We start from the raw sequence: 13,101 nt of genomic DNA, 5'->3' as shown, positions 1-13,101 counted from the left end.
GTCAACGGTCAACGAAGGGGTGCTGCGTGCAGCACCCCTTTTTCACTTCACCATCTCCCGCATCTCCGGCAGATAAAACTTCCTTCCCTCTGCCAGGATCAGTTCCGGGATCCCGAAGAAAGGTTCGGCGATGCTGCCGGCCATGGCGGCCAGGGTATCCGTATCCCCGCCCAGGGACACGGCGTTCCGGAGGGCGTCTTCAAAATCTTCCGCCTCCAGGAAACTTTCCAGGGCCTGGGGCACGGAGCCCTCACAGGTGGCATCCCCCTGATAGCTGTCCCGGATCTCCTCCAGCCGGAAATCCAGGGGATAGTACTGGCGCAAATAGGTGCGGATCTGGTCCTTGTTCTTGTGCTGCCGGGCCAGGAACACCGCCCCGGCCACAGCCCGGGCCGCCCGGTAGGAATCCGGATGGTTGTGGGTCACCTGGCAGGACAATACTGCCAGATGCTGGGCCTCTTCCAGGGTGGAAGCAAACCACCCTGCCGGGGATACCCGCATGGCCGCTCCGTTGCCGAAGCTGCCATAGGGCCCCAGAGACGGATCACGGAGCCACAGCCGGAATTTGCCCCCGAACCCGGCATTGGGATACTTCTGCCCCAGGTTCCGCATTTCCCGGGCCAGAAGGGGCAGCACTGTATCCGCCTCCAGCAGTTTCCCGGCCTGTTGGGCCTCCCCAAAGGCCCTTGCCACCGCCAGGGTCATAAGGGAATCGTCCGTTGCCCGGCAGCCGGGACCGAACAGGGGAAATTTCTTCCCTTTGTGCCCGGACCATTCATAAACCGATCCCACAATATCTCCGATAAATGCCCCTTCCATCCTGTACCTCCTATTTCCACTCCAATTCCACCGGGCAGTGGTCGCTGCCCATGACTTCATTGTGGATGATCACGTCCTGGATCCGGTCTTTCCCGTTCTGGGACACCAGGAAGTAGTCAATCCGCCACCCGGCGTTCCGTTCCCGGGCCTTGAACATATAGGACCACCAGGTGTAGGCACCGGTCTTGTCCGGATACAGGCTCCGGAAAGCATCCACGAACCCGTGATCCAGGAACTGCTGGAACTTGGCCCGTTCCTCGTCCGAGAACCCTGCGTTCTTGTGGTTGCTGTCCGGATTCTTCAGATCGATGGGCTGGGCGGCTACGTTCATGTCCCCGCAGACAATCACCGGCTTCTGTTCTGCCAGTCTGGCGCAGTAGTCCTGGAACACGTCCTCCCAGTCCATCCGGTAGTCCAGCCGGGTAAGCCCCCGCTGGGAATTGGGGGTGTACACGTTCACCAGGATGAAATCCGGGTATTCGGCGGTGATCACCCGGCCTTCCTGGTCGTGTTCCGCCAGGCCCAGGCCGTAGGTCACTTTCAACGGTTCCGTCTTGGAAAAAATAGCGGTGCCGGAATAGCCCTTTTTCACCGCGCTGTTCCAGTATTCATGGTAGCCGGGGAACTGGAAATCCGCCTGTTCCCGCTGCATCTTGGTTTCCTGGACGCAGACAATGTCCCCGTCCGCCTCTTTCATAAAATCAGCAAAGCCTTTGTTCATACAGGCCCGAAGGCCATTTACATTCCAGGTGATCAGTTTCATGGGTATACCTCGTTTGTCGTTTATCGTGAATCGTTGGTCAAAGGATACGGCGCCGAACAAATGGCGGCGCCTAACCCACCACCATTGCGCAGGCGCAACGGTCCCCCGCCCTTGAAAAGGGCGGATATACTGCACGCCGGGCTGCGCCCTTGTGCATAAAGCAATGGGCCGCAGGCCCGAGCCCCTATCCGCCCTTTTCAAGGGCGGGGGACCAGCCGCAAGGCTGGTGGTGGGTTAGCAGCCCCCGGCTGCGTTTCCATTCATCACCATCTGCCCCGGGCAGATGGTCTCCATGGGCTGCGGACTAGAGACCAGTGACTGTTTGCCTCTCCCCCAGCTCCGGAAAAATCCAGTTCAGGACCCCCAGCCAGACTGCCCACAGAACCGGATACACCGGCTCCGGGAGGATGAATACGAAGGATGTGAGAAAGCTCCAGAAGGCCGCCGTAATGAGCAGCAGACCTCCGTTGAACAGCAGCCGGTGCTGGTAATGGGCACCGCAGCGGCAGTATTCCAGCCCCAGGGCCAGGTAGAACAGCTGCTGGAGGAAGGCCGCCCCCAGGGCTCCCTTGTCCGTATCCCACACGGCCCACAGGGCCCCCAGTGTCATGAGCACCGGCCACAGGGTCCACAGGGCGCCCCGGGGCTGACGTATTTTCCGCCAGCCGAAGAAATGCCACACACTGTACCAGGTACAGGGCACTGTCACCAAAAACCACAGTTCCAGCAGGGGATATTCCACCCGCAGCGGCCAGGCCGCCGGAAACAGGTACAAAGTCCCCAGCACCAGAGCCACTGTGGCCAGATGCCAGGCTTTTTCCCGCTTCTTCAGCCGTTCGATCACCGGCAGGGCCAGCCACACCCCGGACCCCACCCAGAACAGCAGCACCAGTTTCAGAGGAAAATACCAGTCCAGTGCCGGAGTGGCAAAGGTGGTCAGGGTGTTGAACAGCAGCACCACCCAGAAAATCAGGTCCTTCCGCTGCCGGAGGATCAGTTTGCTCAGCTGCACCTTATCCATGGCTGGTTTTCTCCATTTTGGCCAGGAATTCCAGGCTCCGGAGGGGCCGGTCCGTCTGGTACAGGATGAACTGGTGGAGGATCTTCTCCATGGCCATCAGTTCCCGGCCCCTGACGGTGAAATCCGGGGGAGACTGGAGATCCAAATGGAGCAGCCGGTCCATCAGGTCCCGGGTGGCTACCGTAAAGGGCAGTTCATCCCCCATGGCACAGTTTTTGCACAAAAAGCCCCCCTGGACCAGGCTGAAATATCCGTCTTCCGTCACCGGTTCCCCGCAGCTGGTGCACTGGTCCAGGATGGGATTCAGCCCGCACAGGGCCAGCAGCTTCAGCAGGGTGCTGTCGGTGACCAGCCGCCGGTTCCGTTTCCCCAAAAGACGGAAGGCTTCCAGCAGCAGCAGGAACACTTCTTCCTGGGGTTCCTCATCCCCCAGGAGATGTTCTGCCGCTTCCCCGATAATGGCTCCGTAGGCCAGGTTCTCCCAGTCCATGGCAAGGGGCATCTCCAGGCTTTCACAGCTCCGGAGAGAAGCCACCTTCCTCCCTGGGGAAAGGCTCAGCCGGAGATGGGCAAAAGGCTGGACCAGGCGGCCGCTCTGGCTCCGGGGATAGGCCGCTCCATAGGCCACAAAGGGGATTTTGCCGTGTTCACGACAAAAGCAGACTGCGTATTTATCCGCAGTCTGCCAGTTTTTTACTCGGAGGATCACTGCTTCGTCTTGAAACACTTCACTGCTCATGGACAGCCGCTTCCTTCTTGTCTTTTTTCAAAGGGATCACCCGGACCCGGAGCACCCGGAACCCAGTGGAATCTAGCACTTCGAACTTGTAGCCGTTTTCCTCCACACTGTCGCCCACCACCGGCTGCCGGCCGATGAGGCCGAACACATAACCTCCGATGGTGTCCTCTTCCGGATCATCGAACTGGATCCCCATGATTTCCGATACTTCATCCAGGAGCACCAGTCCGTCGAACACATAAGACCCGTCGGGCATCTTGTTGATTTCCGGCATATCCGTATCATGCTCGTCCTGGATATCCCCTACGATTTCTTCCAGCAGGTCTTCCATGGTCACCAGCCCTGCGGTGCCCCCATATTCATCGGCTACCGCCGCCATCTGCACATGCTTGTGCTGCATCAGCTGGAGGATCTTGGCAATGGACATGCTTTCCGGCACCACATCGATTTCCCGCATAATGGACCGGAGGTCGAAGCCCGGCTGCCGGTAGTCCGCATTCATGAATTCCCGGATGTGGACCATCCCCAGGATATGGTCCCGGTCCTCTTCACAGAGAGGGTACCGGGTGTGGCCGGATTCCCGGATCACCTTCATGTTTTCCTCGATGGGGTCGTCCACGAACAGGCACACCATGTCCTGCCGGGGCACCATCACTTCCCGGGCCACCCGGTCTGCAAAATCGAATACATTGTCAATGAGCCGGCTTTCCACCGGGTCGATGCTGCCGCCTTTTTCACTGGCACTGACCATTTTCCGGATGTCATCCTCCGAATGGCTGGCCCCTTTCTGGGCCGGTTCCACCCCCATGAAATGGTACAGGGCAGCGCCCACATGCCAGAACAGATAAGCAAATGGATATAAGATTGGTTTCAGTATGCGCCCAAGCGCAGGTCCCGCGTCTATAGGACATCTCTCCTTTGATCATTTTGCCGGTTTTTCCGGCGGGGTATATCGCTCAAATTATACACTTTTTCCCGGCGTCCGGTCAATATTGGGGACGGTCTCCGGCCAGCCCCAGCCGTTTCAGGTCCCCTTCCTTTTCCCGCCATTTGGGACGGACCTTCACCCACAGTTCCAGGTACACCCGGTTCCCCAGGAAAGCTTCCATATCCTCCCGGGACCGCTGGCTGATTTCCTTCAGCATCTTCCCCTTGGCCCCGATCAGGATGGCCTTTTGGGAATCCCGTTCCACATAAATGTCTCCCCGAACATACACCATGCCGTTGGGCCGGGTCTTCATTTCCTGTACCTGGACCGCCACCGCATGGGGCACTTCGTCCCGGGTCAGCTGGAGGATCTTCTCCCGGATGATTTCCGCCGCCATCACCCGTTCCGGCTGGTCCGTATACATGTCTTCCGGATAGAAATCAGGCCCCACTGGCAGGCAGCTCTGGATTTCCTGGAGCAGAGGCGAAAAGTCCTCATCTTCCAGAGCGGACAGGGTCAATACGCTGCGGAAGGGATATTCCTTCCGGAATTTGTCGATCATGGGCAGGAGCACCGCTTTGTCCGCAAGCCGGTCGATTTTGTTCAGCACCAGGATCACCGGCGCTTTGCAGTCTTCCCGCAGCCGTTCCAGGATCACCTGTTCTCCCTTCCCCCGTTTTTCCGAGGCATCCACCACAAAAAGCACCACATCCACTTCTTTGATGGCATTGAGGGCCGCCTGGACCATGTGTTCTCCCAGTTTGTCCTGGGGTTTGTGGAGGCCGGGGGTATCCAGGAACACCATCTGGGCTTCCGCCGTGCTCAGGATGCTCAGGATCCGGTTCCGGGTGGTCTGGGGCCGGTCGGAGATAATGGCCACCTTTTCCCCCACCAGATGGTTCACCAGGGTGGATTTTCCTGCATTGGGGCGTCCCACCACGGCTACAAAACCGGAGCGATGCTGTTGGGTATTCTGTTCTTCCATATAAGTCCTTTCTGTATTACAAACTGAAATCATAGGGCAGCAGGTCCGCCACCGTGGCGGTCTTTACCTGTCCCTTCACATTGGTCAGATAGATCCGGGGGATGCGGAATTCCGCCATCACCTGCCGGCAGGCCCCGCAGGGGGACACCGGTTCCGGAGTATCGGCAGTGACGCACAGGGCGGCAAACTCCCTGACCCCTTCCTTCACGGCGGCAAAGATGGCACACCGTTCCGCGCAGAGGCTCAGGCCATAGGAAGCGTTTTCCACATTGCAGCCGGTGAAGATCCGGCCGTCCGCTGCCCGGACCGCTGCTCCCACCGCAAAATGGGAATAGGGGCTGTAGGAATTTTTCCGCACGGCACAGGCCGCTTCAAACAGCTCCCGGTCCAGTTCAGCCTCCATAGTTTTCCTCCGCCAGGTCCAGTTCCCGGAGGATTTCCTCCTCCCGGGCCCTCATCACCCGTTTGTCCGCCTCTTCCATATGGTCATAGCCCAAAAGGTGGAGCATGCCATGGACCGCCAGGTAGGTCATTTCCCGGGTGAGCCCATGGCCAAATTCCTCTCCCTGCTCCACGGCCCGGGGAGCGGAGATGATTACGTCCCCCAGCAGGTGTTCCGCTTCCCCGTCGTCCACTTCCGGTTCCTCGTCCCCTTCGTCCAGGGCAAAGCTCAGCACGTCCGTAGGACGGTCGATGCCCCGGTACTCCCGGTTCAGGGTATGGATCTCTTCATTGTCCACAATGGTAATGTCCACTTCCGTATTGTCCGTCAGTTCCTCTTTCCGGGCCACAATGTCCATGGCCTTTTTCAGGGTCTCTTCCAGTTCTTCCGGAATGGCAATCTCCGTCTGGTTGTTTTCCAGGGTAACGATCATTTTCCTTCTCCTTTATTCCTGTCAGCACCGGGCTGCCGGTGTTCCTTCCGGGCCCGGTCGTATTTTTCATAAGCCCGGATGATGGCCCCCACGATTTCGTGCCGGACCACATCCTGTTCAGAAAAATGGATGATGCCGATCCCCGGCACGTCCTGGAGCACCTGGGCCGCATTCACCAGTCCGGAAGGCCGTCCTCCCGGCAGGTCCACCTGGGTGGCATCCCCGGTGACCACCAGCTTGGAGCCGAAGCCGAACCGGGTAAGGGCCATCCGCATCTGTTCCTGGGTGGTGTTCTGGGCCTCGTCCAGGATGATGAAAGCATCATTTAGGGTACGGCCCCGCATGTAGGCCAGAGGGGCCACTTCGATGATCCCCCGCTGGAGGTTCTTCTGGAAGGCCTCCATCCCCAGCATTTCGTACAGAGCATCATACAGAGGCCGCAGATAGGGATCCACCTTTTCCTGGAGATCCCCGGGCAAAAAGCCCAGCTTTTCCCCGGCTTCCACCGCGGGACGGGTGAGGATGATCCGTTCCACTTCCTTGTTTTTCAGGGCCTTCACCGCCATGGCCACCGCCAGGTAGGTCTTCCCGGTACCGGCGGGCCCGATGGCAATGGTAATGTCGTTCTGGGCAATGGTCTTCAAATACCGCATCTGGCCCAGGGTCTTGGCCTTTACCTGCCGTCCCCGGACAGTGGTGAGCACCGTATCGGTGAACAGCTTGTGGAGCTGTTCCTCCTGGCCTTCCCGGACCAGTTTCAGGCTGTATTTCACATCATGCTGGGTAATGGGCAGCCCCTGGCGGTACAGGTACAGCAACTCCCGGATCAGCCGGTCCGCCAGCTCCACATCCTGTTCCGCTCCCTGGGCGATCAGTTCGTTTCCCCGGGGGATCAGCCGGCAGCCCAGGCTCTCCTGCATCTGCTTCAGGTATTCATCTGTTTCTCCCAGTACCGCCACCATTTCCCGGGCGTCCTGGAATTCAAACCGTTTTTCCGTCACTTCCGACAAACTCCATTCCTCCTGCTTGTTACGAGTTGATTGACTGTTCCTTTCATTATATCGTTTCCGGAAGAAAAAAGAAACAGGAAACCCACTTGACAAAGAACCCCATTATCGTTTAGAATAAGTTTGTTGCTTATGGAACTATAGCTCAGATGGTTAGAGTATCACGTTGACATCGTGGGGGTCACTGGTTCGAGTCCAGTTAGTTCCACCAGATAAAAAGCAGAGGCTGCCGGAAGGCAGCCTTTTTTGTTGTATGGGTTCAGCGTTGGTTGTTTTGGAAGAAACCCGCAGCCGGCGGGTTTCTTTGAGGAAAGACGCAGCCGTTGGCTGCTAACCCACCACCAGCCTTACGGCTGGTCCCCCGCCCTTGAAAAGGGACGGATATATGCTCGGGCTGGAGCCCATTGCTTTTTAGGGGTACCAGGGCGCAAGCCCCCGTACCCATTATCCGCCCTTTGCAAGGGCGGGGGACCGTTGCGCTTGCGCAATGGTGGTGGGTTAGCCGCGTCAGCGGCGTCTCCATTCCCAGCCAAACGCCGCCGCGTTTGGCGTCCTTTGGCATGAGACTCCCGGCTTGAGACAGAAAAAGGGGCTGCTGCGCATGCAACAGCCCCTTTTCTTATTTATTTCACCCTATTCCGCAGGGTCCCGATTCCTTCGATGGAACATTCCACCACGTCCCCGCTTTTCAGGAACCGGGGCGGGTTCATGCCGATGCCGGTGCCGGCGGGAGTACCGGTGGCAATGATGGTCCCGGCCCGGAGGGTCATCCCTTTGCTCAGTTCGCTGATGATGTAAGGGATCCCGTGAACCAGCAGTTTCGTGTTGCTGTCCTGGCGCAGTTCCCCGTTCACCTTGCAGGTGAGATGGAGCGCCGGCGGAAAATCAAATTCATCCGCCGTAACGATGCAGGGCCCCATGGGGGCAAAGGTGTCCAGGCTCTTCCCGAAATACCACTGTTTATGGGCCACCTGCACGTCCCGGGCGGTTACATCGTTAATGATGGTATAGCCGAACACATAGTCCCCGGCATCTTTTTCCGCCACATCCCGGGCTTCCTTCCCGATGATCACCGCCAATTCGCATTCATAGTCCAGTTCCTTCACCACATTGAAATGGCCGTCGATGGTCCCGTCCGGATCCACCGCCCGGTCCACCCGTTTGGAGAAGTACACAGGTACCTGCCGCTGGACGATTTTTTCCGGTACATATTCATCAGGCAGTTCGTCGTCGTGGGATTTGTAGTTGATGCCCAGACAGATAATGTCATTCCGGGGATGGGTAATGGGAGCCAGGAGCTTGACCTGGTCAATGGGAACCGCACCCATGTCCACCCGGGCAATAGCCAGCAGTTCTTCAAAATCCGCCTGCTGGATCAGTTCATACATATTGTTGTACTTGTTGGCCGGGATCACAAATTTTCCATCCTCGGAAATGATCCCCACCTGTACATCGCTGTCGTATTCGAAGGTAACGATTTTCATGACTCTCCACTCCCCTAACCGATTCCACGGTACAGTGTTTTCATTTCTCTGTATTCATTGTACAATGTTTGTGCTAAAATTACCAGTATATGATACAAAACTTCCTAACTGTAAACCTTAATGTTATAGAAGGATCTGTTTTTCCCAAAGGAGGATGCCATGTTTGCCGGATATCAGCTGGATGACGGCCACGGAGACTACAACCGCAGCTACGAACAGAACTGGGATATCGATTACGCCGACTATTCCACCGACCACAGAGAGAACAACTACAGGAACTATGAATGGAAAGTTCCCAAAAGCAAAAAGGAACGGATCAAAAGTATATTGAATCATTACGAATGACAAAGGGGGCGCTGCACACAACGTGCAGCGCCCCCCTTTGTCTTCCTTCCGCGCACAAGAAATTGTTTCTAAATGGCGAAAATTCTTCTGCAGTGGACAAATTCTCTGTTAATTCCCATAGTTGTTTTTATCTCGATAACACTTTGAAAAAATATTGTATGAGGTATACAAAAAACTGTTGACATTTGTATCCGGTAGTGATAAATTACGTACCATAAACAAGCATCCGATTTGATCACGGCACTTGCATTCCCGAGTGTCGGATTTTTTTCGAAGGAGTGATGATGATGAACGGATTAACGCTTGTGTGTCTTGCTATCGTAATCTTTATCTGCGCGTACATGTTTTATGGCCGCTGGCTGGTAAAGACCTGGGGAATCGAACCGGATGCGAAAACTCCTGCCTACCGTTTCCGGGATGACAAGGACTTTGCCCCTGCTTCCCGCTTCACGGTATTTGCCCATCAGTTTTCTTCCATTACCGGTGCCGGCCCTGTAACCGGTCCGATTATCGCCGCCATGTTTGGTTGGGTTCCTGCTTTCTTATGGATTTTGGTAGGCGGCGTATTCTTCGGTGCTGTACAGGATTTCACCGCCCTCTATGCTTCCGTGAAGAACGACGGCAAAGGCATGGGTGCCCTGATTGAAAAATACGTGGGCCATACCGGCTGCAAAATGTTCCTGATGTTCGGCTGGCTGTTCTCCCTCTTGGTAATCGCCGCCTTCTCCGACATTATGGCCAGCACCTTCAACGGCTTCTCCAAAACCGGCGAAATGATGGGGCCCAACGCCTCCGCCGCTTCCATTTCCATGATCTACATCGTGGTTGCCATGATCTTCGGTGTGGTGACCCGCCGGTTCAACATCCACGGTTCCAAAGAACTGATCCTGGGAATCCTGTGCATGGTGGCCATGGTGAGCCTTGGCATTGCCCATCCCATCTACGCTTCCCGTACCACCTGGCTGTATGTGACCTATGCGTACTGCTTCGCCGCTTCCATTATGCCCATGTGGCTGCTGATCCAGCCTCGTGACTATCTGTCCGTATTCCTGCTGCTGGGGATGATCCTGGCCGGTGTCCTGGGCATCATCGTGGGGAATCCTTCTATTAATATGCCTGCCTTCACTTCCTTTGATGTAGCCGGCAAGCCTTTGTTCCCCATCCTGTTTGTAACCATCGCCTGCGGGGCTGTATCCGGGTTCCATTCCCTGGTTTCTTCTGGTACTTCCTCCAAAACCATTTCCAATGAAAAAGATATGCTGCCCGTTGGGTATGGTTCCATGCTGATTGAATCCACCCTGGGTGTGGTTTCCCTGGTTATCGCCTGCTCCGTGGCTGTAAACGGCCAGCTGCCCAAAGCCACTCCGTTTGCTATCTTCGGTGGTGCCATCGGCAACTACTTCACCATGTTCGGTATTCCCAAATATTACAGCACCTGCATCGTGACCATGTGCGTGTCCGCTCTGGCCATGACCACCATCGATGCGGTAACCCGTATCGGCCGGATGATGCTCCAGGAAATCCTGGCTCCGGAAGAAGGCAAGGAACAGGGTTCCGTGGCCAAATTCCTGAGCAATACGTATGTGGCCACCATCGTGACCCTGATTCCCAGCTACCTGCTGTGCCTGGGCGGTTACATGAATATCTGGCCGCTGTTCGGTGCTGCCAACCAGCTGCTCAGTGCCCTGTGCCTGGTTGCCCTGGCCGTATTCCTGAAAGTGACCGGCCGTAAGAGCTGGATGCTCTACATCCCCATGACCTTCATGTTCCTGGTGACCATGAGCGCCCTGTGCCTGTCCATCTATGGCATCTACAAGAAAGCCATGGCAGGTGTGTTCTTCCCCATGGTGGAAGGTCTCCAGCTGGTAGTAGCTCTGTGCCTGATGTTCCTGGCCATCAACGTGGTCCGGAGCTGCACCAAGGAACTGTTCGCCGGCAAAGTAGAAGTTGCCAACAAATAAAAAAGACTGCCTTCGGGCAGTCTTTTTTTCATCACTCCAGCAAGAAGGGGGCTGTTGCATGAGCAACAGCCCCCTTCTTGGGTCGCGGATCGCGAGTCGTGACCCGTGGCCCGCGACCGGGGGTATGAATTTCTTCACGCCCCCTTATCTTCCCAACAACCGCAAAAATTCTGCCTCGTCCAGGATGGTCACTCCCAGATTCTGGGCCTTGGTGTACTTGCTGCCCGGGTCGGCTCCGGCCACCACGTAATCGGTCTTTCTGCTGACACTGCTGGTGACCTTGGCCCCCACTTCCTGGGCCATGGTCTGGGCGGTGGCTCTGTCCAGGGTGGGCAGGGTACCGGTGAACACCATGGTCTTCCCATAGAAGGGATGGTTCTCATCCTGAGCCGGTCCGGAGGTCATTTCCATATTGAGCCCCAGTTCCTTCAGCCGTTCCACAAAGGCCTGGTTCATGGGATCAGCAAACCAGGTGACCACGCTTTCCGCAATCACCGGACCGATGTCCGGTGTCTGGGCCAGGTCTTCCTGGGTGGCTGCCATGAGCTTGTCCATGGTGCCGTATTTCTGGGCCAGGGTCCGGGCCACCTTGGCCCCTACGTGACGGATCCCCAGGGCAAAGAGCAGCTTGTCCAGGCTCTGGCTCTTGCTCCCTTCGATGGCGCTGATCAGGTTGTCCGCGCTTTTAGGGCCCATCCGGTCCAGCTGCTGGACCTGTTCCCGGGTCAGGAGATACAGATCTCCCGGATCCTTCACCAGCCCGGCTGCCGTCAGCTGGGCCAGCACACTGGGGCCGCAGCCGTCGATGTTCATGGCGTCCCGGCTGGTAAAATGGATCAGCCCTTCCCGTCCCAGGGCCGGACAGTGGGGATTGGTGCAGCGCCAGGCCGCTTCTCCCGCCTTCCGTTCCACCTTCCAGCCGCATTCCGGGCAGGTTTCCGGCATGTGGAACTCTTTTTCCTCCCCGGTCCGTTTTTCCGGCACCACCCGGAGCACTTCCGGAATGATTTCCGCGGCTTTGTTGATGATAACATGGTCCCCGATCCGGATATCCCGTTCTTTGATGAAATCTTCATTGTGGAGGGTGGCCCGGCTGATGGTGCTGCCGGACAGCCGCACCGGCTGAAGTACGGCAGTGGGGGTCAGCACCCCGGTGCGGCCCACCTGGATCACAATATCTTCCAGCACCGTTTCCGCCTGTTCCGGAGGGAACTTGTAGGCCATGGCCCAGCGGGGATCCTTGCCGGTGGCTCCCAACAGGTTCTGCTGCCATACGTCGTTTACCTTCACCACCACTCCGTCGGTGTCGTAGCCCAGGGAGGCCCGGCGTTCTCCGTGCTTTTTGATCAGTTCATTGGCTTCCTGGATGGTGTCCACCAGGGTCCGGCCTTCGGTGGTGGTGAACCCGTACTGCTGGAGCATGTCCATGGAGGCGTTGTGGGTGGGCAGGTTCCCGGCTCCCACTCCGATGCCATAGGCAAAAAAGGCCAGGGACCGTTTGGCGGTGACCCGGGGATCCAGCTGGCGCAGGGATCCGGCCGCCGCATTCCGGCAGTTGGCGAATTCCTGTTCCCCGGCTTCCTGCCGCTCCTCGTTCAGCTTCACAAAGGCCTGCCGGGGCATGTACACTTCTCCCCGCACATCCAAAAGCTCCGGGATCTCCATGCCGGGAATGGGCTTCAGCACTTTGGGAATGTTGGCAATGGTCCGGACGTTTTCCGTAACGTTTTCCCCCACCACTCCGTCACCCCGGGTGGCCGCCCGGACGAACCGGCCATTTTCATAAATGATGCTGCAGGCCAGGCCGTCGATCTTGGGTTCCACCACATACTGGACTTTGGCATCCTTCGGCAGCCCTTCATGGACCCGCCGGTCGAACTCTTCCATCTCTTCCGGGGAAAAGGCATTGGCCAGACTCAAAAGCGGGGTCATGTGCCGGACTTCCGTAAATCCTGGCTTGGCATAGCCTCCCACATGCTGGCTGGGAGAATCCGGGGTCACAAGCTCCGGATACTCTGCTTCCAGGGCTTTCAGTTCCCGCATCATGGCATCGTATTCCGCATCGGTGATCAGGGGATTGTCCTGGACATAATACAGATAGGAATTCTTTTTCATCACGGCCCGCAGCTCGTTGATCCGGGCTGCCGCCGCCTCTTTGGTCATTTCACTCATGG

13 protein-coding genes and 1 tRNA gene are annotated in these 13,101 nt (G+C 57.2%); 3 read left to right on the top strand and 11 right to left on the bottom strand.

Annotated features, from left to right (window positions below; translation table 11 throughout):
• Nucleotides 1–42 precede the first annotated feature (42 nt).
• From ACTQY1_RS07010 to ACTQY1_RS06970, 9 genes are all read right to left on the bottom strand, one after another.
• On the bottom strand, nucleotides 43–819 hold the full coding sequence (locus ACTQY1_RS07010; RefSeq protein ID WP_022487758.1) for an ADP-ribosylglycohydrolase family protein: 777 nt from the start codon (nucleotides 817–819) through the stop codon (nucleotides 43–45).
• A 10-nt stretch (nucleotides 820–829) separates the two neighbouring features.
• Complete coding sequence (locus tag ACTQY1_RS07005) at nucleotides 830–1,582, bottom strand: exodeoxyribonuclease III (RefSeq protein WP_022487757.1); 753 nt, start codon at nucleotides 1,580–1,582, stop codon at nucleotides 830–832.
• A 304-nt stretch (nucleotides 1,583–1,886) separates the two neighbouring features.
• Nucleotides 1,887–2,603, bottom strand: a complete 717-nt coding sequence (locus ACTQY1_RS07000) for a hypothetical protein (RefSeq protein WP_022487756.1) — start codon at nucleotides 2,601–2,603, stop codon at nucleotides 1,887–1,889.
• Nucleotides 2,596–3,342, bottom strand: coding sequence for a DNA repair protein RecO (gene recO, locus ACTQY1_RS06995; protein WP_022487755.1), 747 nt, complete (start codon nucleotides 3,340–3,342; stop codon nucleotides 2,596–2,598). The genes ACTQY1_RS07000 and recO overlap by 8 nt, the downstream gene beginning before the upstream one ends.
• Nucleotides 3,332–4,174: a hemolysin family protein gene (locus tag ACTQY1_RS06990; protein WP_022487754.1), complete on the bottom strand. Its 843-nt coding sequence runs from the start codon at nucleotides 4,172–4,174 to the stop codon at nucleotides 3,332–3,334. The genes recO and ACTQY1_RS06990 overlap by 11 nt, the downstream gene beginning before the upstream one ends.
• Before the next feature lie 154 nt (nucleotides 4,175–4,328).
• Complete coding sequence (gene era / locus ACTQY1_RS06985; RefSeq protein ID WP_022487753.1) at nucleotides 4,329–5,255, bottom strand: GTPase Era; 927 nt, start codon at nucleotides 5,253–5,255, stop codon at nucleotides 4,329–4,331.
• A 16-nt stretch (nucleotides 5,256–5,271) separates the two neighbouring features.
• Nucleotides 5,272–5,658: a cytidine deaminase gene (locus tag ACTQY1_RS06980; protein ID WP_022487752.1), complete on the bottom strand. Its 387-nt coding sequence runs from the start codon at nucleotides 5,656–5,658 to the stop codon at nucleotides 5,272–5,274.
• Nucleotides 5,648–6,130 carry an rRNA maturation RNase YbeY gene (gene ybeY, locus ACTQY1_RS06975; protein WP_022487751.1) on the bottom strand — a complete coding sequence of 161 codons (483 nt, stop codon included), beginning with the start codon at nucleotides 6,128–6,130 and terminating at the stop codon, nucleotides 5,648–5,650. Before ybeY ends, ACTQY1_RS06980 begins: the two co-directional genes overlap by 11 nt.
• A complete protein-coding gene (locus ACTQY1_RS06970) occupies nucleotides 6,127–7,140 on the bottom strand; it encodes a PhoH family protein (protein WP_022487750.1) in 1,014 nt (337 codons plus the stop codon). Before ACTQY1_RS06970 ends, ybeY begins: the two co-directional genes overlap by 4 nt.
• Nucleotides 7,141–7,271: 131 nt before the next feature.
• Here ACTQY1_RS06970 and ACTQY1_RS06965 point away from each other — a divergent pair.
• A tRNA-Val gene (locus ACTQY1_RS06965) sits at nucleotides 7,272–7,348 on the top strand.
• A gap of 412 nt (nucleotides 7,349–7,760) precedes the next feature.
• On the opposite strand, the gene ACTQY1_RS06960 is transcribed toward ACTQY1_RS06965, so the two are convergent.
• Nucleotides 7,761–8,621 (bottom strand): fumarylacetoacetate hydrolase family protein, encoded by an 861-nt coding sequence (locus ACTQY1_RS06960; RefSeq protein ID WP_288310564.1) that lies wholly within the window; start codon nucleotides 8,619–8,621, stop codon nucleotides 7,761–7,763.
• A gap of 159 nt (nucleotides 8,622–8,780) precedes the next feature.
• On the opposite strand from ACTQY1_RS06960, the gene ACTQY1_RS06955 reads away from it, so the two are divergent.
• The gene (locus tag ACTQY1_RS06955; protein WP_022487748.1) at nucleotides 8,781–8,966 is read left to right on the top strand and encodes a hypothetical protein; all 186 of its coding nucleotides are present in this window, start codon (nucleotides 8,781–8,783) and stop codon (nucleotides 8,964–8,966) included.
• Between the two features lie 287 nt (nucleotides 8,967–9,253).
• On the top strand, nucleotides 9,254–10,927 hold the full coding sequence (locus ACTQY1_RS06950) for a carbon starvation CstA family protein (RefSeq protein ID WP_288174657.1): 1,674 nt from the start codon (nucleotides 9,254–9,256) through the stop codon (nucleotides 10,925–10,927).
• A gap of 144 nt (nucleotides 10,928–11,071) precedes the next feature.
• On the opposite strand, the gene ligA is transcribed toward ACTQY1_RS06950, so the two are convergent.
• A complete protein-coding gene (gene ligA / locus ACTQY1_RS06945) occupies nucleotides 11,072–13,099 on the bottom strand; it encodes an NAD-dependent DNA ligase LigA (protein WP_154488403.1) in 2,028 nt (675 codons plus the stop codon).
• Nucleotides 13,100–13,101 lie beyond the last annotated feature (2 nt).

The sequence above is a fragment of the Acidaminococcus sp. HCP3S3_G9_1 genome (genome assembly GCF_052122455.1).
Taxonomy (GTDB): domain Bacteria; phylum Bacillota; class Negativicutes; order Acidaminococcales; family Acidaminococcaceae; genus Acidaminococcus.
The sequence above is the reverse complement of the archived record's forward strand: the minus strand, read 5'-3'. Positions and strand labels throughout refer to the sequence as shown.